We start from the raw sequence: 25590 nt of genomic DNA on the forward strand, positions 1-25590 counted from the left end.
GTGATCCTGCTGCTGATCCTGCTGCAAACCGCCGTGCCTGCCATCCCGATCGTCGCTCCCCCGCCGCAGCGCTGGTCGATCCTGAACCCGCCCGCCTGCCCGGGTTCGAGCCCGACCGAAATCATTGTCTGCGGCGGCAAGGGGACGGCCGAGCAACGCCTGCCGCTACCCGAAGAACGCCCGCCGCAGGATCGACCGCGCCAGCCGACCGGCGATCCGCGTGCCGCGCTCGACAATGCGGGGCCGGTGTGTCCACCGGGTGGGTGCACCGGGGTCGATCTGCTGACGGTGCCGGTGGTGCTGATCCGCGGCATCGGCGCACTGATCGATCCCCATAGCTGCTGCGAGAATGGCGAGGGGAAGGATGCGATGGCGCTGGTGCGCGACGTCGCGCGAAAGTTTCGGAAAAAGCCTGACACGTCGAACCGCGTGCCGATCGTGCTCGATGAGCCGGTGAAGTAAAGGCGCCTCCGCTGACAAAAGCAGAATGTTGCCCCGCGAAGGCGTGGACCCAGTCTGGACTCCCGCCTTCGCGGGAGGACAAGGAGGAGGTTGCCTAGCTGTCCTCCACCCCGGCGAAGGCCGGGGCCCAATTCGGGGACGTTAGTAACGAGGCGCATGGCCGCTACTGCGACCTTTCCGATTGGGCTCCAGCCTCCGCCGGGGTGGTAGCCTTTAGGCGGGCGTGGCGGTCATTACCGGCCCCCTCCCCTCAATCTAGGATATGCATCCACATCGGCTGGCCCACGAGACTCTGCGACCCCCGCAATTTCTCCAACGCCTGCGCGATCGAGCGTTCCGGGCTCTCATGCGTGACGATGGCCACCAGCACGCGGCCATCAGCGATCGCCCCACGCTGGATCAGACTCTCGATCGAGACACCCGCATCGCGCATCGCCGCTGCGATCTCCGCCAGCACGCCGACCCGGTCCGCGACGGTGAACCGCAAATACGCACGCCCCCGCCGCTCGCCGCTGTCCGCCTTGGGAGCGGCGGTAAGCGAGACCACCGGCATCGCGAACGGCGGACCGAACTCGCCACGCGCAATGTCGATCAGGTCGGCCACTACCGCACTCGCGGTCGGGCCATCGCCCGCGCCAGCGCCTTGGAACAGCAACCGGCCGACGAAATTGCCCTCCGCCACGACCGCGTTCAGCGACCCGGTGACGTGCGCCAGCGGGTGATCGATCGGCACCAGATGCGGATGGACGCGCTGGAACAGTCCGTCCGCGCCCGCTTCCGCCAACCCGAGCAGTCGCACGCGATACCCCAGCGCCGCCGCCTCCGCGATATCCGCGCCGAGCAGATGCCGGATGCCACTGATCGCGACGTCGTCGAACGCTGGCTGCGTGCCAAACGCGACCGCGGCCAGGATCGACAGCTTGTGCGCCGCATCCACGCCGTCGATGTCGAAGCTCGGATCGGATTCGGCGAACCCCAGCGCCTGCGCTTCGGCGAGCACCTCGGCAAAGTCGCGGCCTTCCGATTCCATCTTCGACAGGATGAAATTGCAGGTACCGTTGAGGATGCCGTACACGCGAGCGATCTCGTTGGCCGCAGCGCCTTCCCGCAGCCCCTTGATGACCGGGATGCCGCCCGCGACCGCTGCCTCGAACTTCAGCGCGACCCCGGCGCCCTCTGCCGCCTGCGCAAGTTCGAGCCCGTGATGCGCGATCATCGCCTTGTTCGCGGTGACGAAGTTACGCCCGGCCGCCAGCGTGCTGCGCGCCAAGGTCAACGCGGGGCCGTCGGAACCACCGATCAACTCGACCACGACATCAGCCCCAGGCTGTTTCGCCAGCGCCGTCGTGTCATCGACCCACGCAAACCGCGACAGATCGACGCCGCGGTCCTTGCCGCGGTCGCGCGCGGAGACCGCGACGATCTCGATCTCGCGCCCGGCGCGTCGCGCAATCAGCTCGCGGTTGGCATCCAGCAATCGGATCACCCCGCCGCCAACGGTTCCCAGACCCGCAAGGGCCACGCGCAATGGTTCGCTCATTTTCGTCCTCCACTCGCGCGTCCGGTTACGTTTCGCGGACGTTTTGCGCAATCCTGATGACGCACACGACCGACGCCCCTATCTGAGCGTCATGTCCGGCCGCTTCGATCACCTCCCCAACCGTCGCACGATCATCGATCGCCGCGCCGTCGCCGAAACGATTGCCGCCTTGGAAGGCGTCGATCCCACCGCGCTTCGCCGCGACGCAACTGCCCTGCTGAAAGCCGCGCTGGAGAAGGGCCGGGTCGAGGTCGAACGTCGTCTGGTCGAACACCCCTCGCGGGGATTGGAAGCATCGAGTGCGCAGGCATATCTCATCGACGCGCTGCTCCGCATCCTGTTCGATTTCACTACACAGCGGCTCTATCCGCTCCCCAACCCGACGAGCGGCGAGCGCCTGACGCTGATCGCAGTCGGCGGCTATGGCCGCGCGGAGATGGCACCGCATTCTGACGTCGATATCGGCTTCCTCACCCCCGGCAAACAGACGCCCTGGGCGGAGCGCGTGATCGAATCGATGCTCTACGCGCTATGGGATCTCGGACTGAAGCTCGGCCAATCGAGCCGATCGCTCGACGAGATGGTCCGCCAGGCCAAGAGCGACGTCACCGTCCGCACCGCGCTTCTCGAAGCACGCTACGTCTGCGGTGATACCGAACTGTATGAACAGGCGTCGCACCGCTTCAAGACCGAGGTCCAGGCTGACACCGCGCGCACCTTCATCGCCGACAAGCTCGCCGAGCGTGACGCGCGCCACCGGAAGATGGGCGACACGCGCTATGTCGTCGAGCCCAACGTCAAAGAGGGCAAGGGCGGCTTGCGCGATCTCCACGCGTTGTTCTGGATCGGCAAATACATCTACGATGTCCAGCGCGCCGCCGAACTGGTCGGGGTCGGACTGTTCACCAAGGCCGAATACCGGCTGTTCCACCGCGCCGACAATTTCTTCCAGGCTGTGCGCTGCCATCTGCACAGCATCACCGGCCGTGCCGAGGACCGGCTGACGTTCGACCTGCAACGCGAGATCGCTGACCGGATGCGGTTCTCCGACCGACCGGGTAAGTCGAAGGTCGAGCGGTTCATGCAGTTCTACTTCCTGCAGGCCAAGACCGTCGGCACGCTCAGCGGCGTCTTCCTCGCGCATCTCGACGAGAAGTTCGCAGCGCGCGGGCGGCGTTTCGGGTTGCCGACGATCCGCCGATCGCCGCGGAAACTCAATGGCTTCGTGCTTGATCGCGGACGGTTGGCGCTGCCTAGCGACGACTTCTTCCAGGCCGATCCCGAACGGCTGATCGAGATCTTCCAGCTCGCCGACAAGCATGGCGTCGAGATCCACCCGCTGGCTATGCGCGCCGCCGCTCGCGACGCGAAACTCGTCGACGACGTGCGCAACAGTCCAACCGCCAACGCCCTGTTCCTCGACGTGCTGACCTCGCCGCGCGATCCCGAGCTCGTGCTGCGCTGGATGAACGAGGCAGGCGTGTTTGGCCGGTTCGTGCCCGATTTCGCGCGTGTCGTCGCGCAGATGCAGTTCGACATGTATCATCACTATACGGTCGACGAGCACACCATCCGCGCGATCGGGCTGCTAGCACGGATCGAGAGCGGCGTTTTGAAGGAGGATCATCCTCTAGCCAGCGCCATCTTCGAACAGATCGTGTCGCGACGCGCGCTGTACGTCGCGGTGCTGCTGCACGACATCGCCAAGGGCCGGGGCGGCGATCACTCGATCTTGGGCGCGGAGGTGGCGCAGCGGTTATGCCCACGTTTCGGCTTAACACCGGCCGAGACCGAGACCGTCGCCTGGCTTGTTCGCTGGCATCTCCTGATGTCGGCGACGGCGTTCAAGCGTGATCTCAGCGACTTCAAGACGATCCTCGACTTCTGCGACGTAGTGCAAAGCCCGGAGCGGTTGCGCCTGCTGCTGACGCTGACAATCGTCGACATCCGTGCGGTCGGGCCCGGAGTGTGGAACGGCTGGAAGCGCCAGTTGCTCGGCGACCTGTACGAGGCGGCGGAGGAGGTTCTGCGGCTTGGTCACAAACAAAAGGGGCGGGCCGAGCGGATCGCCGCCAAGCAGGAGCATCTGCGCGACGCACTTGGCTGGGACGAAGCGACGTTCGCGACGCTCGTCCACCGCCTGCCCGAAGCGTATTGGATCGCCGAACCGGAAGACGTCCTCGCGCACAACGCCCGCTTCCTCGCCGCCACCGGCGAGGCTCAGCTCGCGATCGACGCGCATGTCTATCCGGGGCGCGGCGCGACACTGGTGACGATCTACGCGGCCGATCACCCGGGGCTGTTCTACCGCATCGCCGGTGCGATCCATGTCGCTGGCGGCAACATCATCGATGCACGGATCCATACCACCCGTGACGGCATGGCGATCGATAATTTCCTCGTGCAAGACCCGTTCGGACGGCCGTTCGACGAATCCGGTCAGCTCTCGCGGCTGAAGACCGCGATCGAGGATGCGCTCGCCAACCGCGGCAAGCTCGCCGATCGGCTGGTGGCCAAACCCCTGCCCCGCACGCGCGCGGAGGCGTTCGACATCGTCCCGAATGCGCTGGTCGACAACAAGGCGTCGAACCGGTTCACGGTTGTCGAGGTCAACGCACGAGACCGGCCGGCGCTGCTCAACCAGCTCGCCAACGCGCTGTTCCAGTCGAAGGTGACGATCCACTCCGCGCATGTCGCGACGTACGGCGAGCGCGCGGTCGATACGTTCTACATCACCGATCTGACGGGTGACCGGATTACCCAGCCCGCGCGGTTGAGGACGCTGGAGCGACGGCTGCTGGCGGCTGCAGCGGGCGAAGAGATCGATTTGGCGGCTTAGCCGCTACGCATGCTTGGTCATCCCCGCGCAGGCGGGGATCCATATTCTCGAACGTTCGCGATGCTGCCGCAGGGTTTGCCAGTCTGGGTTCCCGCCTCCGCGGGAATGACGGAAGAGGAACATGAAAAGCCGGCCTGCACCGAAGTGCAGACCGGCTTCTTCGTTATGCGTTTCTCCCGATCAGAAGCGCGAGCGCAGCGTCAGGCCGTAGGTGCGTGGCTCGGCGAGGAATGCCGAGTAGAGCGCGTTGCCGGTGCCGCCATAGGCTGCAACGTTGGCCGAAGATCCTGCACCCTGGAACGGCGTGTTGAACGCCACCTGGATGTAGTTCTTGTTGAACACGTTCTGCGCCCAGAACTCGAGCGCCCAGACCTGATCCTTGCCGCGCAGACCGACGCGCGCGTTCACCACCGCGAAGCCGTCCTGCTTCTTCTCCGGGGCCAAGTCCGATCCCGTATTATAGTCGGATGACAGGCGGCTATCGACGTAGAACAGGCCCGACATGCCGTTAGCACCGATATCCGGAGTCCACGCAAACGACGTGGTGACGACGTTCTTTGGCGCGTTCGACAATTGGCTGCCCGGCAGCAGGAAGAGCGCGCGGTCGAGCGCCTCGCCGGTCGTCGAGCTGCCGATCAGGTTCTTGCGGAAATGCGTGTCGGCATAGGTGTAGCCCGCGGTGAACGTGACCTGCTTGATCGGCGACATCGTCGCTTCCAGTTCGACGCCCTGCGAGATCACGCCAGGCTTCTTCGAGCGGTTGGTCGGGCACGTCCCGGTCTGCGCGCCAGTAACCGGGTTGAAGCCGTTGTCCCTGTCGAGCCCGTTGAGATTGTCCTTACACGCCTCGATGTTCTGAACGACGAAGATCGAGCCGTTGAAGGTGTTGAGCTGGAAATCGGTGAACTCTTCACGGAACGCGGCGACATTGAAGGTGAAGCCGCGCGTGTTGAACTTCGCGCCGATCTCGTAATTGTTCACCTTCTCGGCGTTGAAACGCAGGCCGGGTGCATCGGCGTTGGTCCGCGGTGTCAGCACACCGTTGACGCCGCCAAGATCCGACCGATCGAGATTGTAACCACCCGCCTTGTAGCCTTTCGCATACGACGCATAGGTCAGCAGCTTGGTGAACGGCTTCCACGACAGGACCGCGGTGCCGGTGAATTCACCGTCGCCGAAACTGTCGTTGAGGTTCAAGGCGTTCAGCGCGGGGCTGGAATTACCCGTGCAGGTCAGCGTGACGATGCCCTGCGCGAACCCCGTAGCGCCGCTCTGCGTCAGCGTCAGCGGCGCGAGTGCCGCCTGCTGGATCGGGCAGACGGTGTTGTTGTTGTTGAACTTGGCATTGAACTTCTTTGTCTCGTGCGTGTAGCGCAGACCACCGGTCAGCGACAACGTGTCGGTCAGATGCAGGATATTGTGCGTGAAGAACGCATAGTTTTCGCTCTTCTGACGATAGATCGAGCCCGAGTCGCCGACGTTGTTGACGCCGCCGCCAAGGCCCGGACCGCCGGTCAGACGATCGAGTGCCGACGTGATCAGGCCACCTGCTGGACCAAAGGCGCCGCCAATCGTTGCGCGTCCAGCGGCGCTCATGCAGCCCGGATTGTTCTGGTTCTGGAGCGCGGCAACCGGGCTGACCGTCGCGACGAGGCGGCAGGCAGCGAATTGCCCGTATTGCGCGCCGAAGACGACGTTATCGACCAGCTTCAGCTTCTCGCTCGAGTAGAAGCCGCCGACCAGCCAGTCGAGCTTGTCGTTGAACAGCGAGCCTTGCAGGCGCGCTTCCTGCGTGAAGGTCTTGAACTGGCGGTACGCGTTGCCGTCGCCCGCGCGGTGCGTGAGGTCGACGTTGGTATAATCGACATCGCCGGCATTGCCCGACTTGTACTGGCGATACGACGTGATCGACGTCAGCGTGGCGCCGCCGAGATCCCAATCGGCCTGCAACGAACCGCCATAATCCTTGGTCGTATTCCGGAACGTCTGACCCGGCGTGATCGCGACATCGCGGTTGAACGGATCGGGCCTATTGCCGGCCAGCGGGAATGCCGCGCCCTGGCGACGCAGGATATCGACGATGCGGTTGGTGGCGTTGTTGACCACCGCGCCGTCGGTGTTGACAGTTCCGAAGAATGGCGCGACGCCGGCTGCGTTCGGCGTAGGATCGGTCGTTTCGACCTGGTTGTAATAGACCGCGCCGCAGCAGCTTTCCTTGCGGTGCGAATAGTCGCCGATCAGGCGGAAGCTCAAGGTCTCGGTTGGCTTGAACAGCAACTGCCCACGGACGAAATAGCGATCGCGGTCGTTGACGCGGCTTTCGCTGCCATTCGCCGCCGTGACGTTCTTGTAGAAACCGTCGCGCTTCACGAAGACGCCGTCCACGCGGAAGGCGAGCTTGTCGGCGATCAGCGGCCCGGTGATGCCACCGGCGAGGCGCTTCTGATCGTAATTGCCATAGGTCGCCTCGGCGTTGCCGTGCCAGTCGAACTCGGGCGAGCGGGTTATGATGTTGATGAGACCCGCCGAGGCGTTGCGACCGAACAGCGTACCTTGCGGGCCGCGCAGAACCTCGACGCGGTCGATCTCGCCCAATTCGTTGAGACCGACGCCGGTGCGGCTGCGATAGACGCCGTCGATGAAGACCGCGACCGAGCTTTCGAGGCCGGGATTGTCGCCCACCGTACCGATTCCGCGAATACGCGCGGACGCGTTCGACTCGTTACCGGTCGACGAGATGAGCAACGACGGGGCAAGCTGGTTGAGCGAACGGATGTCGCTGCCGCCCGAATTCTGGAGCGCCTCCTGACCGACCGCCGAGACCGCGATCGGCACGTTCGACAGCCGCTCGGAGCGGCGGGTCGCGGTAATCACGATGTCGCTCGCGTTGACGCCGGCGTCGGCGTCGGCTGCCGCGCTGGCCGCACGCGTCGTGTCGGCATCCGTTGCCGGGTTGGTCTGGCCGGCGACCGATGCGTTCGCCGTTCCCTGCGATGGCGTGGCCTTCGCCTCGACGGTCGAGGTCGCCTGCTGCGCGAGTGCCGGTGTTACAATGGCTGCAGTCGCAGCAGCGGACAACAGATATGCGATCATACGCATCGGCACTCTCTCCTGATGTGTTCGAATGTTTTCGAACTTATGGTTTGGAGCATTGGTAGAGAGATTACGCCCTGCGCGTCTAGTAATTTTCCGCATACGGAAATAGATTTTCGAAGATCGTGTCTCCAAACCGCCACACCGCGGCAGCGGCCAAACCCTAGTTTCAAATTGCAACGTTTTGTCTGGCGGCGTTACATGCCGTTACCGCGACCTCGGAGCAGACCAACGTACCGGCTCAAGCCAGCCGCATGTGACAGGCAGCGCACGATATGTCTGGCAGCGAGACATCTTTGCGGCAGTGACGCCGGTCCTGCGGATCGCCGCGACGGCGACCAGCTGGACGCTCCGGTCGCCTGACCGATGCGCGCCCGGAAGAATTGCAGACAAGAAAAAGGCCGGCCAGTCCGTCGGGACCAACCAGCCTTTCATAGCTCACCTCGTCGCGGCAAGAAGCCGCCGCGCAGTTACTTCGGTGCGAGCACCATCAGCATCTGGCGACCTTCCATGCGGGGATACGCCTCGATCTTGGCGATCTCCGCGACGTCGTCCTGGACGCGCTTCAACAGGTTCATGCCGAGCTGGCCGTGGCTGAGTTCGCGACCGCGGAACCGCAGCGTGATCTTGACCTTGTCGCCCTCGCCGATGAAGTCGTTCACCTTCTTCATCTTCGTGTCGTAGTCATGGTCATCGATGTTCGGACGCATCTTGATCTCCTTGATCTCCTGCGTCTTCTGCGACTTGCGTGCGAGGTTGGCCTTCTTCTGCGCCTCGTACTTGAACTTGCCGACATCGAGGAACTTGGCGACGGGCGGATCGGCGTTGGGCGACACTTCGACCAGGTCGAGGCCATGCTCGGCTGCCTGCTCGATCGCTTCGCGCGTGTACATCACGCCCAGATTCTCGCCCTCGTGATCGATCACGCGGACCTTCTGGCTCTGGATGAATTCGTTGAATCGCGGGCCGTTCATTGCGGGCGTCTGCATCGGCCGGCGTATCGTGGGAGGACGTATGGGGGTTGCTCCTGAAGTTTCAGACAATATTTGGGCCGGTCTATAGCGCAGAAACGCGCGCCCGAACAGATGGCGAATAGCCGGCCCCGTTGGATCACATATCGGGTGCGCGTGCCTCGACCGCAAGACGCGCGATCGCCTCGTCGAGCGTTAGGATGGTTTGGGCCTGGCTGCCGAGCGTGCGCAGCGCGACCTTGCCCTCCTCGGCCTCGCGCTTGCCGACGACCAGCAGGTTCGGCACCTTCGCGAGGCTGTGCTCGCGCACCTTGTAGTTGATCTTCTCGTTGCGGAGATCGGTTTCGACGCGGATTCCTGCTGCCTTCAGCTTCGCCGCGACCTCTAGCGCGTAGTCGTCGGCGTCCGACACGATCGTCGCGACGACCGCCTGCACCGGCGCGAGCCAGAGCGGGAAGCGACCGGCATGATGCTCGATCAGGATGCCGAGGAAGCGCTCGAACGTGCCGAGGATCGCGCGGTGAAGCATGACCGGGCGATGCCGCTCGCCGTCCGCGCCGACATACGACGCGTCGAGTCGTTCGGGCAGCACGTAATCGAGCTGCAACGTCCCGCACTGCCACGTCCGGCCGATCGCGTCGGTCAGGTGGAATTCGAGCTTCGGACCGTAGAACGCCCCCTCACCCGGCAGCTCCTCGAACTGGAAGCGATCCTCCATCAGCCCGGCGAGCGTCAATGCCTCACGCAGATCACCCTCGGCGCGGTCCCACAGCGCGTCGTCGCCGGCGCGATTGTCGGGACGCAACGCGAGCTTCACCATGTAATCGGCGAAACCCAGGTCGCGGTACACCGCGTCGAGCAGTTCGCAGAACGCGCGCGTCTCGGCGACGATCTGCTCGGGCGTGCAGAAGATATGCGCGTCGTCCTGCGTGAACTGGCGGACGCGCATGATGCCGTGCAGCGCGCCGTGCGGCTCGTTGCGGTGGCAGCAGCCGAACTCGGCAAGCCGCAGCGGCAGGTCGCGGTACGACTTGATCCCCTGGCGGAAGACCTGGACGTGTGCGGGGCAGTTCATCGGCTTCAGCGCCATCAGATCGCCCTTGCCGGTCAGCACCGGGGCGTTCGGATCGATCCCAGGCACCTCGTCGGGCACCACGAACATGTTCTCGCGGAACTTGCCCCAATGGCCCGACGCCTCCCACAGCTTGGCATCCATCAACTGCGGCGTCTTGATCTCGGCATAGCCCGCGGCGTCGAGCTTGCGGCGCATATACGCCTCGAGCTGCCGCCACATCACCCAGCCCTTGGGATGCCAGAACACCGAGCCCTGCGCTTCGGACTGGAGATGGAACAGGTCCATTTCCTGCGCGATGCGACGGTGGTCGCGCTTGGCCGCTTCCTCGATCCGCAACAGATGCGCGTCGAGCTGTTTCTTATTAAGCCAGCCGGTGCCGTAGATGCGGCTGAGCATCGCGTTCTTCTGGTCGCCACGCCAATAGGCCCCGCTCACGCGCGTCAGCTTGAACGCGGCGGGGTCGAGCTTCCCGGTCGAGGCCATGTGCGGCCCGCGGCACATGTCGAGCCACTCGCCCTGGCGGTAGATCGTCAGTTCCTCGCCCTCGGGGAGTTCGGCGGCCCATTCGGCCTTGAAGCTCTCGCCCTGCTGCGTCCAGCGGTCGATCAGCTGCTGGCGCGACCAGACCTCGCGCAGGAACGGCTCGTTCCGGGCGATGATCGCACGCATCTCGGCTTCGATCGCGGGCAGGTCCTCGTCGGTGAACGGGCGATCCTTCGGCGCGAAGTCGTAGTAGAAGCCGTCGTCGGTGGCAGGACCGAAGGTGATCTGCGTTCCGGGAAAGAGGTGCTGCACCGCTTCGGCCATCACGTGCGCGAGATCGTGGCGGACGAGTTCGAGCGCATCCGCCTCGTCGCGTGCGGTCACCAGCGCGAGTGCGGTATCGCCCTCGAACGGCCGGTTGATGTCTCGCACCTGCCCGTCGATACGCGCGGCGAGCGCGGCCTTGGCGAGGCCCGGGCCGATCGCCGCGGCGACATCCGCGGGGGTAGTCCCGGGCGCAACCTCGCGGACGGAACCGTCGGGCAGCGTGATTCGGAACATTGCAGACATGGGAGACTTTCTCTCGGGATGACGTGCGCGGACCGATCCGCGCACGGCGTGTATATAAGGTGATACGCGCACAGGGCTACTCCAGACGGACATGCGCCGGATTGGAGAGTGCCTGGGCGTATTGGGAGAGTGCGATGCTGGGTCTGCTTATGATGCTGTCCGCCGCTGCCGCGCCTGCTGCGGGCCCTGCTGCGACATGCGCGCCGACGAGGTTGGCGGCGTGCCGCGATACGAACCAGTTGATCACGGCGCCAGCGTTCACCGCGGCAGTCCGTCGGTTCATCGGCAAGCGCAAGGCGTCTTATCTTTATGCGAACGGCGATGTCGCGGATCAGCAGATCGAGGTGCTGCACGGGCCACCCGACGAACCGACGCGGATCGGGGAACTGTACCGCTTCACCGCGTGTCGCGCGCATAGCTGTCCGGAGAAAGGCGCGGCGGTGCTCGATCCTGCGGGGAAGATCGTGGCGCTGGCGATCCTGTATTCACCGTGCGCGACCGCTGACACGCGCGACTGCAACCGGCGCGAGGATCTGGTGGTGTTCATGCGGGAGCGGGAGCGGTTGCAGCGGGTGGAAGTGGTGGCGAATCTGCGCGCCTGGGCGGTGGAGCAGGCCGCGGAGAGCTACGCGATGGCGGGGCAGCCCAAGGTGCGGTTCGGCGGAATGCAGGTGGTCGATCCGACTGCAGCACAATAGCAGGTGATCGTACCGCAACTACCACCCCGGCGAAGGCCGGGGCCCAATTGGGAGAACGTCGCTAACGGAGGATTGCACTCCGTTACTCCCACCTTTCCAACTGGGCCCCGGCCTCCGTCGGGGTGACGCTAGCAATTTTGAGATGTGAGGCCCCGCTCAGACCACCCCGAACGGCACGACATGGTTCGCCTGCGTATGCCCGATCTCCGCCCGGCCGAGATACGGCACGCCCATGTCGCGCGACCATCTCACCATCATGTAGTCGAGCGTCTCCCCCCAGGGCGGATCATTCTCCTGCACCGCCGTCACCGCACCCAGCCGCAGCCCCGCAATCCCCTTCAACTGCGTGGCGTTGGCGACTTTGAACAGCATGCGGTCGATCGCGTACAGCGGCTCCGACACTTCCTCGACGATCAGCACGTGATCCGTGAGATCAGGCAGCCACGGCGTGCCGATCACCGAGGTCAGGATGCTGAGGTTGAATGCGGCCGACGGCCGCCCGTCGAGCCCCGGCTCCAGCCCTGCCCGATCGCCGCGCACCATCCAGCCTAGCGACCGTGCGACCGTCGCCTCGCCATCATGCCGGTTGATGTCGCTGACCATCGGCCCGTGCACCGGGCGCCCGATCCGCCGTGCGTACAGCGCTCCGAGCAGGAAGCCGACGTCGGAATAGCCGAGATAAATCTTGTGCCGCGCCGCACGGCCGAGCTCGGGCATCACCATCGCGAGGATCCGGTTCGCGCCATAGCCACCGCGCAAAAACCAAAGCGCATCGAATGCCGGATCGTTGGCGTACTCAAGGAACGCCCCTGCCCGCCGAAAGTCGGAACCGGCGAAATGGCCGTCGGTCTCCAGGCACTGCGGGTGGAAGACAAGCTCGACCTCGGGGAACGCGCTAGCCGCATACGCGGTGATCTTGGCGATCGCCGCGGGATTGGTCCGGCTCGACGCGGCGAGGACACCGATGCGCATTGTTCGTGTTCCCGACCTTGCTCCGTTACCAAACCGCCCATATCGCGGGCCGATGGATATCAGCAAACCCTGTTTCTTTGTCGGCATCGGCGGCAGCGGCATGATGCCGCTCGCAATGATCCTCGCTGGCCGCGGCGCGACCGTCGCGGGTTCGGACCGCAACCTCGACCAGGGCCGCGTTCCCGCCAAGTTCGACGACCTCGCGACGAAGGGCGTCGCGCTGTTCCCGCAGGACGGCAGCGGGATCGTCACGGCCGACCAGCTCGTCATTGCCTCCGCGGCGATCGAGGCGACCGTGCCGGACATGATCGCCGCGGACGCGTTGGGCTGCACGCGCTCGACCCGCGCGGCGATGCTGTCGTCGCTGTTCAACGACAGCCGGCTACCGATCGGCGTTGCGGGGACGAGCGGCAAGTCGACCGTTACCGGGATGATTGGCTGGATCCTGCATGCCGTCGGGCGCGATCCGACGGTGATGAACGGCGCGGTGATGAAGAACTTCGCCACCCCCGAGGCGCCGTTCGTGAGTGCGCTGGTTGGAGAGGGCGACGCGTTCGTCAGCGAAGTCGACGAGAGCGACGGCTCGATCGCGGGCTATGCGCCGAAGATCGCGGTGCTCAACAACGTCAGCCTCGACCACAAGTCGCTCGAGGAACTGCGCGTGCTGTTCGGGGACTTCGTCGCGAAGGCCGAGACGGCGGTGGTGAATGCCAACGATCCGGACGCCGCTGCGCTGGCTTCGCGCCTGCCGCGGGGGCAGGTGACGACGTTCGCGATCGACGCGTCGGCCGACCTGCGTGCCGAGAACCTCAAGCCCGAGCCGTTTGCGATCCGCTTCGATCTCGTGTCGCGCGGCGTACGGACGCCGGTGAAGCTGGCGGTACCGGGGCGGCATAACGTGTCGAACGCGCTTGCTGCGATCGGGGCGGCGATGGCGGCGGATGTGTCGCTGGCGGATGCGGTGAAGGCGATTGCGGGGTTCACTGGCCTGCGCCGCCGCTTCGACCTCGTTGGAGAGGCCGGCGGGGTCTCGGTGATCGACGATTTCGGGCACAACCCCGACAAGATCGCCGCCACACTCGACACGCTTCACGCCTTCCCCGGTCGCTTGCTGCTGTTCTTCCAGCCGCACGGCTATGGCCCGCTAAAGGTGATGGGCCGCGAGCTCGTCGCCACCTTCGTCGAGCGGATGGCGGAGGACGATATCCTCGTGCTCCCCGACCCGGCCTATTATGGCGGGACGGTCGCACGAGAGGTCACGAGTGCCGACATCGTCGCGCAGATCGTGGAAGGTGGCCGCGATGCCCGGCACATCGCGGACCGTGCCGAGGCCGCCGCGGCGCTGGTCGCGGAAGCGCGCCCAGGTGACCGGATCGTCGTGATGGGCGCGCGTGACGACACGCTGAGCGTGCTCGCCAGCGGCATGGTCGACGCCTTGGCCGCGCGGTGATACGCTCACCGCTTAGGAGACCAATGATGTTCCGCCGCCTGTTCCTCGACCACCCCGACACCGTCGGCGAGAGTTACACCGAGCATTTCGGCGTCGCCGGGCGGTTCGGCATGACGATGATCAAGGGCGGTCTCGGTGCGCTGGTCCACGCGTTCGTGCCCGCGTGGTGCAAGACGCGCGGGAGCGACACGGTCGCCGAACTGCACCGGCAGATGGTCGAGAAGCGCGGCCTGGTGGCCGCCGATCAGGCGCAGATGAAGACGGTCGAATTCATCATCTGACGCGGTGAGACAGGTGCCGCGCGCACAGGCGCACGGCCAAAGGTTGCGATAAAGTCACACCTAGAACGCGTCTGCGTGGGCTGGACAACCGCGTCCAGTGACAAGCTACCCATCCTTAACGGAAAGCGTGGTTGACATGCTCAAGGGTGGATGACAAGCTTCCTTTACCGATTCGATAAGGACGCGTGCCATGCTCATGAACCCGGCGATCCGCCGTTATTATCGCCGCATCCTGCCGCTCGGCCTTGTCTACGCGGTGCTGCTGGTCGCGATCGTCGCGCTGTTCTGGCGCGGGGCGCTGCATGGTCCGATCGCCTATGTCGCAGCGTTGCTGCCCGCGGTGCCGCTGATCGGCACTTTCGTTGCGCTTGGCCAATATATGGTCGAGGAAACCGACGAGTATCTGCGCATGCTGATGATCCGTCAGTCGCTGATCGCCAGTGGGTTCATGGTCAGCGTCATGACCGCGTGGGGCTTTCTCGAGGGCTTCGGATTGGTGCCGCACATCGTGTCCTATTACGCGGCGGTGCTATGGTTCGCCGGGCTGTGGATCGGCTGGGGGTATAATATCGTGGCAATGCGGCGCCCCGCGTGAAAAACCGTCTCAAGGTGCTGCGCGCCGAACGGGACTGGAGCCAGGGCGACCTCGCCGAGCGCCTCGAAGTCTCGCGGCAGAGCGTCAACGCGATCGAGACGGGACGCTACGATCCGTCTTTGCCGCTCGCGTTCAAGATCGCCGAACTGTTCGGGCTGGCGATCGAGGATATCTTCACCAGCCCGTCGAAGGAGCCCGTGACATGACCTCGCACCTCAAATGCCGCCTTGCCGCCACCGCGGTTACGCTGATGATCGTCCTGCATCCCGTCGCAAGCGACGCGCAGTCTGTCCCCGCCGCCGCGCCAAAGGTCGAAGCGGGCGCGACGCAGATGCCGCATATCTCGGTGCAGACCATCGGCAGGGGCACGCCGGTGATCCTCGTTCCCGGGCTATCGTCGCCGCGCGCGGTATGGGCGGGCGTCGTTCCCACGCTCGCCAAGTCGCACCGAGTGTATGTGGTGCAGGTCAACGGCTTCGGCGGCGACGATCCGCGCGCGAACCTGTCGCCGGGCGTCCTCGACGGGATCGTCGCCGACCTGCACACGCTGATTGCCACGTCGATCACTGGGTCGAAGCTCGGCAAGCCCGCGATCGTCGGGCATTCGATGGGCGGCCTAGTCGCGCTGATGCTGGCCAAGGCGCATCCGGAAGACGTCGGCAAGCTGATGATCGTCGATTCGCTGCCGTATATCGGCGAGATCTTCGCGCCTGGTGCGACCGTGGCGGCGCTCGAACCGCAGGCGAAGGCGATGCGCGCGGGCATGGCGGCCGCGTACGGGAAGCCGGCCAACCCGGCGGCGAACGCGGCGCTTGCCGAGCGCATGGCACTGAAGCCCGCCTCTCGCACGGCGGTCGCCGGCTGGGCGGCGAACGCGGATGCGCGCGTCGCAGCGCAGGCGATGTACGAGGACCTGACGACCGACCTGCGTCCCGCTATGGCGTCGATCGCCGCGCCGATCACCCTGGTCTATCCGTGGAACGCGGTGGGACCGACCAAGCCGGTTGCCGACGCACTCTATCGGAAGGCCTATGCCACTGCACCGCGCGTAACCTTCGTCGATATCGGCGATGCGGCGCACTTCGTGATGCTTGATCAGCCTGCCGCGTTCCAGGCTGCACTCGACGCCTTTCTCCGCGACTGAGGGGCGGCTAAGGTGTCGGCATGACCGACATCGCCACGCCGCCTGAACCGACGCCCACCGTCAAGGCCCCCGTCAAGGAGCGCCCTCGCCTCGCCTATCATCACACGCCTGGAACGGGTCCGACTCTGGTGTTCCTGTCGGGCTATGCGTCGGACATGATGGGGACCAAGGCGGTGACGCTGGAGGCGTGGGCGAAGTCCGAGGGGCGCGCGTTCCTGCGGTTCGATTATGGCGGGTGCGGGCAGAGCGAGGGGGCGTTCGAGGAGCAGACGCTGGTCGACTGGCGCGACGACGTACTGGCGATGATCGACGCACTCGCCGAGGGCTCCGCGATCCTGGTCGGATCGTCGCTGGGCGGGTGGCTGATGCTGATGGTGGCCAAGCTTCGCCCCGACCTGGTCAAGGGGTTGGTCGGGATCGCTCCGGCACCCGACTTCACCGACTGGGGTTTCACCACCGACGAGAAGATGACGCTGCTCAGCAACGGGAGGCTCGAGCGCAAGAACCCCTACGGCCCCGAACCGACGGTCTATACCCGCGCGTTCTGGTCGTCGGGCGAGGCGAACCGGCTGATGTTCGGCGAGATCGCGTTCGACGGCCCGGTGCGGCTGGTCCAGGGCCAGCGCGATCCGGACGTGCCGTGGCACCGCACCGCGCGCCTCGCCGAGCTGTTGCGTTCAGCCGATGTGCAGACATGGCTGGTCAAGGACGGCGACCACCGCCTGTCGCGCGACAGCGACATCTCCCTCATCATCCGGGCGGTCGAGGATGTGATCGCCGCGCTATGATCTTAGTTTTGCTCGCTCTCGCCGCCGCTCAGACCGCTGGCCAAGCCACTGGCCAGACCTCCGGCTTGGCACCGGCGCAGGCCGGGCCGCTCGACATCCGGGCCGACCGGTTGCAGCGATGTATCGCGCTCGTCCAGACCGATCCGGCGGCGGCGCGGGCCGAGGCGGCGCGGTGGCGGATCGCGGGCGGGCGCTTTGCCGCGCGCGAATGTGCCGGGCTCGCGTTTGCGGCGGAAAGGGCGTGGCCGGCGGCGGCGGGCGAGTTCGAGGAGGCCGCGCGGGCGGCGCAGCTCGCAAAAAATGCCGGCGCGGCGACCTATTGGGCGCAGGCGGGAAATGCGTGGCTGGCGGCGGCCGACCCGGCCAAGGCGCGTGTGGCGCTCGACTCGGCGCTTACGGCGGGGACGCTGACTGGCTTGCCGCTGGGCGAGGCGCAACTCGATCATGCGCGCGCGCTGGTGGCGACGGGCGATCTGGAGTCGGCGCGGACCGATATCGACTTGGCGCTAACCAATGCCGCGGACGATCCGCTCGCGTGGCTGTTGTCGGCGACGCTGGCGCGGCGCGAGGGGAATCCGGCGCGCGCGAAGAATGATATCGGCGAGGCGCTGAAGCGCTCGGCGGACGATGCTTCGGTGCAGTTGGAGGCAGGGAATATCGCGGCGCTGGCCGGCGACGAGACCGCGGCCCGAGAAGCATGGGGACAGGCGGCGCGGCTGGCGCCGGATACGCCGGTGGGGCGGAGTGCGGTTACGGCTTTGCGGCAGTTCGACACCGGAAGCAGCGCGCCTCGTCCCAGCACGCCGATCGGACGCTAGCACGCCACCACCCCGGCGGAGGCCGGGGCCCATTTGGAGAGGTGGTTGTGACGAAGCACCGCCCTTAATTGGCAACGTCCCCACCTGGGCCCCGGCCTTCGCCGGGGTGGTGGCTTTCCGCGCTCCGTCGGTTGCGGCCCTTTCACGCCCCTGCCCCCGTCCCTATCTGCTGCCTCGAACAACCCTCGGAGCAAGCATGAAATATCTCCACACGATGATCCGCGTGAGCGACCCGGCGAAGACGATCGCGTTCTTCGAGACGCTGGGCCTGAAGGAGGTCCGCCGCATGGAGAACGAGAAGGGTCGCTTCACGCTGATCTTCCTGTCGGCGCCCGGCGACGAGAGCGCCGAGGTCGAGCTGACGCACAATTGGGATCCCGAGGAGTATGGCGAGGGTCGCAACTTTGGTCACCTCGCCTACCGCGTCGACAATATCTACGACACCTGCCAGCGGCTGATGGACTCGGGCGTGACGATCAACCGACCGCCGCGCGACGGCCACATGGCGTTCGTGCGGACGCCGGACAACATCTCGATCGAGCTGTTGCAGGCCGATGGTCCGCTCGATCCCGCCGAGCCTTGGGCGTCGATGCCGAACACCGGCAAGTGGTAAGACGCTGATGCTCGATATCGTCCGCGTGCCGGTGCTGGCCGACAATTACGCCTGGCTGATCCACGACACCGTCTCGGGCGAGACGGTGGTGGTCGATCCGGGTGAGGCGGGGCCGGTGATCGCCGCCGCGAAGAAGCGCGACTGGCGGATCGACCGGGTGTGGACGACGCACTGGCATCCCGATCATACCGGCGGGAATGCCGAGATGAAGGCGTATGGCGCGACGATCGTCGGCCCGGCGGCGGAGGCGGACAGGATCCCGACGCTCGACGAGCAGGTCGGCGAAGGCGATGTCGTCCGTCTTGGTGCGCACGAGGCGACCGTGATGACGGTGCCGGGGCATACGCAGGGGCATATCGCGTTCCACTTTGCCGACGACGCGGCGATCTTCACCGGTGACACGCTGTTCGCGATGGGGTGTGGGCGGCTGTTCGAGGGGACGCCGGCCGACATGTTCGCGAACATGCAGCGATACGCGACGCTTTCGGACGAGACCGAGGTGTTCTGCGGGCATGAATATACGCAGAGCAACGGGCGCTATGCGCTGGTTGCCGAGCCGGACAATGCGGACATCGTCGCGCGGATGGCCGAGGTCGATGCGGCGCGCGCGAAGGGTGAGCCGACCGTGCCGACGACGATCGGGCGCGAGCGGGCGACCAACCCGTTCCTGCGGGCGACGTCGGTCGAGCAGCTTGCCCGCTATCGTGCGGCGAAGGATGCGTTTCGCGGATCATAGGCGCATGAGGGTGGCGGGGATTTTGAGGAGCGTTGCGATGCGTATGCGAACCCTGCCACTGTTGATTTTGCCGGCACTCCTGTTGGGTGCATGTACGCAGACCCAGGCGGAGGTCGAGCGCGCGCAGGTGCGCGAGGCGGGCGTGCAGGAAAAGCTGGCGAAGGAACTCGCTGGGCTGGTGCCGGGCAAGCCCGAGACGTGTATCAGCCAGTTCCCGCAGAAGCAGAGTTCGGGCTTCGGCGCGACGATCCTGTACCGGGTCAACAGCGGGCTGGTGTATCGCAGCGATACCGTGGGTGGCTGCGAGGGGATCGCGCGCGGCGATATCCTGGTGACCCGGACGCCGAGCGGACAGCTGTGCCGCGGCGATATCGCGCAGACGCTTGACCAGACGTCGCGCTTTCCGACCGGGAGTTGCAGCTTCGGCGACTTCGTGCCGTATCGGAAGCCATGATGCGCGCGCTGCTCCTCGCGGCGTTGGCGCTGCCTCTTATCGCCGGCCGATCGGACCCGCTTGAGGGGCGCATTGCGGGGGCGCCGGTGCGGTGCATCGATCTTCAGCAGTTCAACGGCCCGGAGATCGTCGATTCGCAGACGATCCTGTATCGGCAATCGGGCAAGCGGGTCTGGAAGACCGGGCCGGTTGGAGAATGTCCTTCGCTGCGGCCGTTCGATACGCTGATTGTGGACGTTTATGGCGGGCAGTTGTGTCGGAACGACCGGTTTCGGACGGTGTCGGTGGGTATGTCGATCCCGTCGGGCTATTGCCGGTTTCGGGACTTCACGCCGTATGACAAGGCCAAGTAGGGGCTCGTTCCGCCTCAATGTGCCGCCCTCCAACTTGTCGCACCACCCCGGCGGAGGCCGGGGCCCAATTGGGGGGACGGTGCTGACTGAGCACCGCGCTCCGTTACATCGACCTTTCCAATTGGGCCCCGGCCTGCGCCGGGGTGGTAGAAGTGAGGCCAAACGTCGCCCTTCGCTCGTCATCCTGACGAAAGTCAGGACCCAGGGTTACTGAGGACGGTGCGTGGTACTCTGGGTCCTGACTTTCGTCAGGATGACGGATCCGTGAGGATGACGGGAGGGTTCAGTCCTCGAACACCGCCGCGCGCTTCTCCATGTTCGCGCGGACCTGCTCGACTTGGTTCGGCGTGCGGATGACCTTCAACTGCTCTTCGGTTTCCGCGTGCAGCACCGCCACCGCATTTGCATCCGCCGCGAGGTTGTAGAGTGCCTTCGATCCGCGGATCGCGTGGGGGTTCCTTGCCGCGATCTCGCGGGCGAGCATCATCGCCTCGCCCAGCGGGTCTTCGGACAGCCGCGTGACGAAGCCGTGCCGCAGCGCTTCCGCGCCATCGAACTCGCGGGCGGTGTAGGTGAGTTCGCGGAGTACGTCGTCGCGGGCGAGCGTACGCCAGAGCGCGATGCCGGCCATGTCCGGGACCAGGCCCCAATACGCCTCACGGATCGCGAAGCGGGCTTGCGGGTGGGCGATGCGGATGTCGGCGCCGGACATGATCTGGAAGCCGCCGCCGAACGCGACGCCGTGGACCGCGGCGATCACCGGCATCGGCAAGGTGCGCCAGCCCCACGCGACCTGCTGGGGAAGGTTCGCACCCTCCGCCGTCCGCTCGCCGAGCGTCAGACCCGACCCGCCATTCGCCATCGATGCCATGTCTAGCCCGGCGCAGAACGCCTTGCCCTCGCCCGACAGGACGACGCAGCGGACTTCGGCCATCCCCTTGAGCCGGTCGATCGCGGCGGCGATGCCCTCGAACATCGCGGGGTCGATCGCGTTCATCTTGTCGGCGCGCGCAAGGCGGACGTCGGCGATGCCGTCCGTGACGGTGATGGTGACCCGGTCGTTCATAGTGGCGATCCTCTCGATCTTTGCATCAACGCTAAACGCCCCTGCCCTCCCCCGCAATGTTGCGCACGCGCACGCGGCGTGTAGAGGCTCGCGCATGGCTGGTTTTGATCCACAATGGTTTGCGACGCGCGGGTTCGGCGGGCACGGCGCCGCGCTGGGGATGCGCTATCACGCGCATGGCGACGACTGGGCGGAGCTTGCGCTGCCCTATGACGAGCGGCTGATCGGCGATCCGGCTAGCGGCGTGATCGCGTCGGGGCCGATCATCACGATGATGGACATGGCGACGAGTCTGGCGATCTGGATCAAGCGCAACGCGTTCGTGCCGCATGCGACGCTCGACCTGCGCGTCGATTACCTGCGACCGGCGACACCGGGCAAGACCGTGATCGGGCGCGGGGAGTGCTATCGGATCACGCGCTCGATCGCGTTCGTGCGTGGGCAGGCGCATGACGGCGACCCGGGCGATCCACTGGCGCATGTCGCGGGGACGTTCATGGTGGTGGGCGACGTCGCCGGCATGGGTCTCAACAGAAGGATCGAGGCATGACGATCGGCCTGCCGCCCTATGCGGAGATCCTGCGGGTGTCGGTCGAAGCCGAGGACGGCGCGCCACCCGTGTTGCTGATGCCGTTTGCGGACGATGTGCTGGGGCGGCCGGGGTTCCTGCATGGGGGTGCTATCTCGGGGTTGCTGGAGATGGCGGCGATCGCGGCGTTGCAGCATGCGTTGGAGGCTGAGGGTGCCACTGGCTCCGAAGCCCGGATCAAGCCGGTTAACGTTACCGTCGATTTCATGCGGGGTGGCCGGGACAAGCCGACGCGGGCGGCGGGCGTGGTGACCCGGTTGGGGACGCGGGTGGCTAATGTCGAGGCGACCGCTTGGCAGGACGAGCGGGAGAAGCCGATTGCCGCCGCACGGATGAACTACCTGATCGTGCGCGACTGATCCGCTTCTGCTCCCCTTCCGCTTTGCGGGAGGGGTCGGGGGAGGGGCATGCCTCACAGACCGGACGCCAGTACGTACGTCGCGCCCTCCCCTGACCCCTCCCGCAAGCGGGAGGGGAATTTAGGTTATTTCGCGGTCAGTTTGATCAGGCGGCCTTGTGAGTCGCCGCCGTCTTCCAGGAGCCAGATCGCGCCGTCGGGGCCTTGTTCGACTTCGCGGATTCTTGCCCCCATGTCCCATTGGTCGCCCTTGGCGGCGTTGGTACCGGTGAGGTGGACGCGGACCAGCGACTTCGAGGACAATCCACCGATGAACGCGTCGCCCTTCCACTGCGGGAACATGCTGCCCGAATAGATCATCAGGCCGCCGGGCGAGATCACCGGGTTCCAGAACACCATGGGAGGCTCGTAGCCATCGCCGGGCTTGTGATCGGGGATATCCGAGCCATCGTAGTTGCTACCGTTCGAGGCGTTGGGCCAGCCATAGTTGAGGCCGGGCTTGATGAGGTTGACCTCGTCGCCGCCCTTGGGGCCCATCTCCTGCTCCCAGAGATTGCCCTGCTTGTCGAACGCGATCCCCAACAGGTTGCGGTGGCCGTAGCTCCAGATTTCGGGCGCGAAACCCTTTGCGACGAGCGGGTTGCCGGGGGCGGGCTTGCCGTCGAGCGTGAGGCGCAACACCTTGCCGAGCGTCATCTTCGGGTCCTGTGCGGGGGTGAACTTCTGCCGCTCGCCGTTGGTGAAGAACAGGTATTTACCGTCGGGCGAGAACGCGATGCGGCCGGAGTAATGGCCGTTGCCCTCGACGAACGGCCGCGCGCTGAACAGCGCCTCGATCTCGCCGAGACGCTCGCCGCCGCCGCCGTTCGGACGCAGGCGACCGCGCGCCAAGACGACGCCCTTGCCGCCCTCGCCTGCGGTCGAATAGCTGAAATACACGCGCTGGCTGGTCGCGAAATCGGGCGCGAGGACGACGTCCATCAGGCCGCCCTGCCCGGCCGAATCGACGGTGAGCGTCGCGACCGTCTGGCGCGACTTGCCGTCGGCGGAGACCAGCAGCATCTCCCCCTTCTTCTCGGTCACCAGCATGCGCTTGTCGGGAAGGAACGTCATCGCCCAAGGCGAATCGAAGTCGGCGACTATCGTCTCCTTGAACGGCTTGCCCGCCGCTGCCGGTTGCGCGGAACAGGCGGTCGAGGCGAGCAGCGTGGTTGTCAGCAACCCAGTGGCGAACAGCGTTTTGCGAATCATGATCTTCTCCCGGAAATCTGTATGCAAACGCAGCGTACTAAACGAAGGTTGCTCCCGCTTGCGGAGCAGCGCCACCCCGCGTATAGAGGCACCACTTCTCTACATCGCCAGGTGAAGAGGCTGCGGGGCTTGCTCCGCGGCGGCAATCACCTGTGCTTTGGCCCTGTTTGGAATTTCGATGGCGAATATCGCCCTGCTGACCGACCTGATCGAACCCGAGGCGACCGCGCTCGGCCTCAGCCTCGTGCGCGTGCGCATGCAGGGCGGCAAGTCCGATCCGACGTTGCAGGTGATGGCCGAGCGCCCCGACACCCGCCAGCTGGTGATCGAGGATTGCGCCGAGCTGTCGCGCCGCATCTCCGACAAGTTCGATGCGCTCGAGGCCGAGGGCAAGGACCCGGTCGGCGAGGACGCGTATCGTCTCGAGGTATCGAGCCCCGGTATCGATCGTCCGCTGACGCGATTGCAGGATTTCGCAGACTGGGAAGGCCAGGAGGCACGCATCCGCCTCGTCGAGCCGTTCGAGGACCGGAAACAGATCTCGGGCAATCTGATGGGCGTCGAGGGGACGAAGATCACCGTCGACGTCAACAAGCACAAGCTCATGACGATCGACTTTTCGCAGGTCGCCGACGCCAAGCTCGTCATGACCGACCGACTCATCGCCGCGACCGCGCCGCTTTCAACCGAAGGCGCGGACGAGGTTTTCTATCAAGATACGCCCACCGATGAGCCCGATGCTCACGAGGCCGACACCGAAGAAGGACAGCATTGATGGCCACGGCAGTCACCGCAAACCGCGCGGAACTGATCGCGATCGCGAATTCGGTCGCGTCGGAGAAGATGATCGACAAGGCGATCGTGATCGAGGCGATGGAGGACGCGATCCAGCGCGCCGCCCGCTCGCGCTACGGCGCTGAGAACGACATCCGCGCGAAGCTCGATCCGAACACCGGCGATCTCCGCTTGTGGCGCGTCGTCGAAGTGGTCGAGGCGGTCGACGATTATTTCAAGCAGGTCGACGTCAAGGGCGCGCAGAAGCTCCAGAAGGACGCGGCACTGGGCGACTTCATCGTCGATCCTTTGCCCCCGATCGAGTTCGGCCGCATCGCCGCACAGGCCGCCAAGCAGGTCATCTTCCAGAAGGTCCGCGACGCCGAGCGCGAGCGCCAGTTCGAAGAGTATAAGGACCGCGCGGGCGAGATCATCACCGGCGTCGTCAAGCGCGTCGAGTTCGGCCATGTCGTCGTCGACCTGGGCCGCGCCGAGGGCGTGATCCGCCGCGACGCGCAGATCCCGCGCGAAGTGGTGCGCGTCAACGACCGCATCCGCTCGCTGATCCTCAACGTCCGCCGCGAGAACCGTGGGCCGCAGATCTTCCTCAGCCGCGCGCACCCCGACTTCATGAAAAAGCTGTTCGCGCAGGAAGTGCCCGAGATCTACGACGGCATCATCGAGATCAAGGCCGCGGCCCGCGATCCCGGTTCGCGTGCGAAGATCGGCGTCATCTCGCATGATTCGAGCATCGATCCGGTCGGCGCGTGCGTCGGCATGAAGGGCTCGCGCGTCCAGGCCGTCGTGCAGGAAATGCAGGGCGAGAAGATCGACATCATCCCCTGGTCGCCCGACATCGCGACCTTCGTCGTCAACGCGTTGCAGCCGGCCTCTGTGTCGCGCGTCGTGATCGACGAGGAAGAGGAGCGCATCGAGGTGGTCGTTCCCGACGACCAACTGTCGCTGGCGATCGGCCGTCGCGGCCAGAACGTGCGTCTTGCGTCGCAGCTGACTGGCAAGGCGATCGACATCCTCACCGAGGCCGATGCGTCGGAGAAGCGCCAGAAGGACTTCGTCGAGCGTTCGGCGATGTTCGAGAAGGAGCTCGACGTCGACGAGACGCTGGCGCAGCTGCTGGTTGCCGAAGGGTTCACGAACCTCGAAGAGGTCGCGTATGTCGAGGTCGAGGAGATCGCCGGCATCGAGGGCTTCGACGAGGACCTGGCGGGCGAGTTGCAGAACCGCGCGACCGAGGCTCTGGAGCGTCGTGACGCTGCGAGCCGCGAGGAGCGTACCGCCCTCGGCGTCGAGGATGCACTGGCCGGTATGCCGTATCTCAACGAAGCGATGCTGGTCACGCTCGGCAAGGCGGGCATCAAGACGCTCGACGACCTCGCCGATCTCGCGACCGACGAACTGGTCGAGAAGAAGCGCGTCGAGCCACGCCGTCGCAACGAAGACGCGCCGAAGCGTCCCGAGCCCAAGGGCGGGATTCTCGCCGAGTATGGTTTGAGCGACGAGCAGGGCAACGAGATCATCATGGCCGCTCGCGCGCACTGGTTCGAGGACGAGGCTCCGGAGGCTTCGGCTGACGAAGTAGATGCTGATGTGGCGGAC

The 25590-nt window shown here is 65.6% G+C and carries 24 protein-coding genes and 1 pseudogene; 18 read left to right on the plus strand and 7 right to left on the minus strand.

Annotation, left to right across the window (positions count from 1 at the left end):
* Positions 1-462: a hypothetical protein gene (locus tag C8J44_RS09330; RefSeq protein WP_121904271.1), complete on the plus strand. Its 462-nt coding sequence runs from the start codon at positions 1-3 to the stop codon at positions 460-462.
* Between the two features lie 250 nt (positions 463-712).
* Here the strand turns inward: C8J44_RS09330 and C8J44_RS09335 are convergent, their stop codons facing one another.
* Positions 713-2002, minus strand: a complete 1290-nt coding sequence (locus tag C8J44_RS09335) for a homoserine dehydrogenase (RefSeq protein ID WP_121904272.1) — start codon at positions 2000-2002, stop codon at positions 713-715.
* A 91-nt stretch (positions 2003-2093) separates the two neighbouring features.
* On the opposite strand from C8J44_RS09335, the gene C8J44_RS09340 reads away from it, so the two are divergent.
* Positions 2094-4841, plus strand: coding sequence for a [protein-PII] uridylyltransferase (locus C8J44_RS09340; RefSeq protein WP_056053000.1), 2748 nt, complete (start codon positions 2094-2096; stop codon positions 4839-4841).
* A 180-nt stretch (positions 4842-5021) separates the two neighbouring features.
* On the opposite strand, the gene C8J44_RS09345 is transcribed toward C8J44_RS09340, so the two are convergent.
* The 3 genes from C8J44_RS09345 to thrS all read right to left on the minus strand — a co-directional run bounded on the left by C8J44_RS09345 (position 5022) and on the right by thrS (position 11033).
* Positions 5022-7940, minus strand: coding sequence for a TonB-dependent receptor (locus tag C8J44_RS09345; RefSeq protein ID WP_121904273.1), 2919 nt, complete (start codon positions 7938-7940; stop codon positions 5022-5024).
* 464 nt (positions 7941-8404) lie between these two features.
* Entirely contained in the window at positions 8405-8923 is a 519-nt protein-coding gene (gene infC / locus C8J44_RS09350; protein ID WP_056051537.1) for a translation initiation factor IF-3, read from the minus strand.
* 121 nt (positions 8924-9044) lie between these two features.
* Positions 9045-11033 (minus strand): threonine--tRNA ligase, encoded by a 1989-nt coding sequence (gene thrS, locus C8J44_RS09355; protein WP_121904274.1) that lies wholly within the window; start codon positions 11031-11033, stop codon positions 9045-9047.
* A gap of 134 nt (positions 11034-11167) precedes the next feature.
* On the opposite strand from thrS, the gene C8J44_RS09360 reads away from it, so the two are divergent.
* The gene (locus tag C8J44_RS09360; protein ID WP_121904275.1) at positions 11168-11731 is read left to right on the plus strand and encodes a hypothetical protein; all 564 of its coding nucleotides are present in this window, start codon (positions 11168-11170) and stop codon (positions 11729-11731) included.
* Positions 11732-11887: 156 nt separating this feature from the next.
* Here the strand turns inward: C8J44_RS09360 and C8J44_RS09365 are convergent, their stop codons facing one another.
* Complete coding sequence (locus C8J44_RS09365) at positions 11888-12703, minus strand: LD-carboxypeptidase (RefSeq protein ID WP_121904276.1); 816 nt, start codon at positions 12701-12703, stop codon at positions 11888-11890.
* Between the two features lie 52 nt (positions 12704-12755).
* Here C8J44_RS09365 and murC point away from each other — a divergent pair, with 52 nt between their 5' ends.
* The 11 genes from murC to C8J44_RS09420 all read left to right on the plus strand — a co-directional run bounded on the left by murC (position 12756) and on the right by C8J44_RS09420 (position 19935).
* Entirely contained in the window at positions 12756-14153 is a 1398-nt protein-coding gene (gene murC, locus C8J44_RS09370) for a UDP-N-acetylmuramate--L-alanine ligase (RefSeq protein ID WP_121904277.1), read from the plus strand.
* A 26-nt stretch (positions 14154-14179) separates the two neighbouring features.
* Entirely contained in the window at positions 14180-14434 is a 255-nt protein-coding gene (locus C8J44_RS09375) for a DUF6356 family protein (RefSeq protein ID WP_121904680.1), read from the plus strand.
* Positions 14435-14624: 190 nt separating this feature from the next.
* Positions 14625-15029 (plus strand): hypothetical protein, encoded by a 405-nt coding sequence (locus tag C8J44_RS09380; RefSeq protein ID WP_121904278.1) that lies wholly within the window; start codon positions 14625-14627, stop codon positions 15027-15029.
* On the plus strand, positions 15026-15235 hold the full coding sequence (locus tag C8J44_RS09385; RefSeq protein WP_121884340.1) for a helix-turn-helix transcriptional regulator: 210 nt from the start codon (positions 15026-15028) through the stop codon (positions 15233-15235). Before C8J44_RS09380 ends, C8J44_RS09385 begins: the two co-directional genes overlap by 4 nt.
* Complete coding sequence (locus C8J44_RS09390; protein ID WP_121904279.1) at positions 15232-16173, plus strand: alpha/beta fold hydrolase; 942 nt, start codon at positions 15232-15234, stop codon at positions 16171-16173. The genes C8J44_RS09385 and C8J44_RS09390 overlap by 4 nt, the downstream gene beginning before the upstream one ends.
* A 20-nt stretch (positions 16174-16193) precedes the next feature.
* Positions 16194-16961, plus strand: a complete 768-nt coding sequence (locus C8J44_RS09395; RefSeq protein ID WP_121904280.1) for an alpha/beta fold hydrolase — start codon at positions 16194-16196, stop codon at positions 16959-16961.
* On the plus strand, positions 16958-17779 hold the full coding sequence (locus C8J44_RS09400) for a hypothetical protein (RefSeq protein ID WP_121904281.1): 822 nt from the start codon (positions 16958-16960) through the stop codon (positions 17777-17779). The genes C8J44_RS09395 and C8J44_RS09400 overlap by 4 nt, the downstream gene beginning before the upstream one ends.
* Positions 17780-17975: 196 nt before the next feature.
* Positions 17976-18392, plus strand: coding sequence for a VOC family protein (locus C8J44_RS09405; RefSeq protein ID WP_121904282.1), 417 nt, complete (start codon positions 17976-17978; stop codon positions 18390-18392).
* Positions 18393-18399: 7 nt separating this feature from the next.
* On the plus strand, positions 18400-19128 hold the full coding sequence (gene gloB, locus C8J44_RS09410) for a hydroxyacylglutathione hydrolase (RefSeq protein WP_121904283.1): 729 nt from the start codon (positions 18400-18402) through the stop codon (positions 19126-19128).
* Between the two features lie 37 nt (positions 19129-19165).
* Positions 19166-19582, plus strand: coding sequence for a hypothetical protein (locus C8J44_RS09415; protein WP_259466790.1), 417 nt, complete (start codon positions 19166-19168; stop codon positions 19580-19582).
* Positions 19582-19935: a hypothetical protein gene (locus C8J44_RS09420; RefSeq protein WP_121904682.1), complete on the plus strand. Its 354-nt coding sequence runs from the start codon at positions 19582-19584 to the stop codon at positions 19933-19935. Before C8J44_RS09415 ends, C8J44_RS09420 begins: the two co-directional genes overlap by 1 nt.
* A 283-nt stretch (positions 19936-20218) precedes the next feature.
* Here the strand turns inward: C8J44_RS09420 and C8J44_RS09425 are convergent, their stop codons facing one another.
* Positions 20219-21001, minus strand: a complete 783-nt coding sequence (locus C8J44_RS09425) for a crotonase/enoyl-CoA hydratase family protein (RefSeq protein ID WP_121904284.1) — start codon at positions 20999-21001, stop codon at positions 20219-20221.
* Positions 21002-21095: 94 nt separating this feature from the next.
* On the opposite strand from C8J44_RS09425, the gene C8J44_RS09430 reads away from it, so the two are divergent.
* Both C8J44_RS09430 and C8J44_RS09435 read left to right on the plus strand, forming a co-directional pair.
* Positions 21096-21551 (plus strand): PaaI family thioesterase, encoded by a 456-nt coding sequence (locus C8J44_RS09430; protein WP_121904285.1) that lies wholly within the window; start codon positions 21096-21098, stop codon positions 21549-21551.
* A complete protein-coding gene (locus tag C8J44_RS09435; RefSeq protein WP_121904286.1) occupies positions 21548-21949 on the plus strand; it encodes a PaaI family thioesterase in 402 nt (133 codons plus the stop codon). The genes C8J44_RS09430 and C8J44_RS09435 overlap by 4 nt, the downstream gene beginning before the upstream one ends.
* Positions 21950-22074: 125 nt before the next feature.
* Here C8J44_RS09435 and C8J44_RS09440 read toward each other — a convergent pair whose 3' ends face one another.
* A complete protein-coding gene (locus C8J44_RS09440; protein WP_121904287.1) occupies positions 22075-23199 on the minus strand; it encodes a PQQ-dependent sugar dehydrogenase in 1125 nt (374 codons plus the stop codon).
* A gap of 178 nt (positions 23200-23377) precedes the next feature.
* Here C8J44_RS09440 and rimP point away from each other — a divergent pair, with 178 nt between their 5' ends.
* Both rimP and nusA read left to right on the plus strand, forming a co-directional pair.
* Positions 23378-23974, plus strand: a complete 597-nt coding sequence (gene rimP / locus C8J44_RS09445; protein ID WP_056065919.1) for a ribosome maturation protein RimP — start codon at positions 23378-23380, stop codon at positions 23972-23974.
* Positions 23974-25581 (plus strand): annotated as a pseudogene (nusA, locus tag C8J44_RS09450) (transcription termination factor NusA); the annotation flags it as partial. The gene rimP and the pseudogene nusA, both read left to right, overlap by 1 nt.
* Between the last annotated feature and the right edge of the window lie 9 nt (positions 25582-25590).

Origin of the sequence: Sphingomonas sp. PP-CE-3A-406 (genome assembly GCF_003688625.1) — a bacterium.
In the GTDB taxonomy this organism is placed as follows: Bacteria; Pseudomonadota; Alphaproteobacteria; order Sphingomonadales; family Sphingomonadaceae; genus Sphingomonas.

What these genes read in the sequence shown, in the direction of transcription:
- C8J44_RS09435 (WP_121904286.1), top strand. Translation starts at nt 21,548, where the DNA reads ATGACGATCGGCCTGCCGCCCTATGCGGAGATCCTGCGGGTGTCGGTC.
- C8J44_RS09440 (WP_121904287.1), bottom strand. Translation starts at nt 23,199, where the DNA reads ATGATTCGCAAAACGCTGTTCGCCACTGGGTTGCTGACAACCACGCTG.
- C8J44_RS09395 (WP_121904280.1), top strand. Translation starts at nt 16,194, where the DNA reads ATGACCGACATCGCCACGCCGCCTGAACCGACGCCCACCGTCAAGGCC.
- C8J44_RS09335 (WP_121904272.1), bottom strand. Translation starts at nt 2,002, where the DNA reads ATGAGCGAACCATTGCGCGTGGCCCTTGCGGGTCTGGGAACCGTTGGC.
- C8J44_RS09360 (WP_121904275.1), top strand. Translation starts at nt 11,168, where the DNA reads ATGCTGGGTCTGCTTATGATGCTGTCCGCCGCTGCCGCGCCTGCTGCG.
- infC (WP_056051537.1), bottom strand. Translation starts at nt 8,923, where the DNA reads ATGCAGACGCCCGCAATGAACGGCCCGCGATTCAACGAATTCATCCAG.
- murC (WP_121904277.1), top strand. Translation starts at nt 12,756, where the DNA reads ATGGATATCAGCAAACCCTGTTTCTTTGTCGGCATCGGCGGCAGCGGC.
- gloB (WP_121904283.1), top strand. Translation starts at nt 18,400, where the DNA reads ATGCTCGATATCGTCCGCGTGCCGGTGCTGGCCGACAATTACGCCTGG.
- C8J44_RS09430 (WP_121904285.1), top strand. Translation starts at nt 21,096, where the DNA reads ATGGCTGGTTTTGATCCACAATGGTTTGCGACGCGCGGGTTCGGCGGG.
- C8J44_RS09420 (WP_121904682.1), top strand. Translation starts at nt 19,582, where the DNA reads ATGCGCGCGCTGCTCCTCGCGGCGTTGGCGCTGCCTCTTATCGCCGGC.
- C8J44_RS09400 (WP_121904281.1), top strand. Translation starts at nt 16,958, where the DNA reads ATGATCTTAGTTTTGCTCGCTCTCGCCGCCGCTCAGACCGCTGGCCAA.
- thrS (WP_121904274.1), bottom strand. Translation starts at nt 11,033, where the DNA reads ATGTCTGCAATGTTCCGAATCACGCTGCCCGACGGTTCCGTCCGCGAG.
- C8J44_RS09340 (WP_056053000.1), top strand. Translation starts at nt 2,094, where the DNA reads ATGTCCGGCCGCTTCGATCACCTCCCCAACCGTCGCACGATCATCGAT.
- C8J44_RS09390 (WP_121904279.1), top strand. Translation starts at nt 15,232, where the DNA reads ATGACCTCGCACCTCAAATGCCGCCTTGCCGCCACCGCGGTTACGCTG.
- C8J44_RS09405 (WP_121904282.1), top strand. Translation starts at nt 17,976, where the DNA reads ATGAAATATCTCCACACGATGATCCGCGTGAGCGACCCGGCGAAGACG.
- C8J44_RS09425 (WP_121904284.1), bottom strand. Translation starts at nt 21,001, where the DNA reads ATGAACGACCGGGTCACCATCACCGTCACGGACGGCATCGCCGACGTC.
- C8J44_RS09365 (WP_121904276.1), bottom strand. Translation starts at nt 12,703, where the DNA reads ATGCGCATCGGTGTCCTCGCCGCGTCGAGCCGGACCAATCCCGCGGCG.
- C8J44_RS09345 (WP_121904273.1), bottom strand. Translation starts at nt 7,940, where the DNA reads ATGCGTATGATCGCATATCTGTTGTCCGCTGCTGCGACTGCAGCCATT.
- rimP (WP_056065919.1), top strand. Translation starts at nt 23,378, where the DNA reads ATGGCGAATATCGCCCTGCTGACCGACCTGATCGAACCCGAGGCGACC.
- C8J44_RS09375 (WP_121904680.1), top strand. Translation starts at nt 14,180, where the DNA reads ATGTTCCGCCGCCTGTTCCTCGACCACCCCGACACCGTCGGCGAGAGT.
- C8J44_RS09415 (WP_259466790.1), top strand. Translation starts at nt 19,166, where the DNA reads ATGCGTATGCGAACCCTGCCACTGTTGATTTTGCCGGCACTCCTGTTG.
- C8J44_RS09380 (WP_121904278.1), top strand. Translation starts at nt 14,625, where the DNA reads ATGCTCATGAACCCGGCGATCCGCCGTTATTATCGCCGCATCCTGCCG.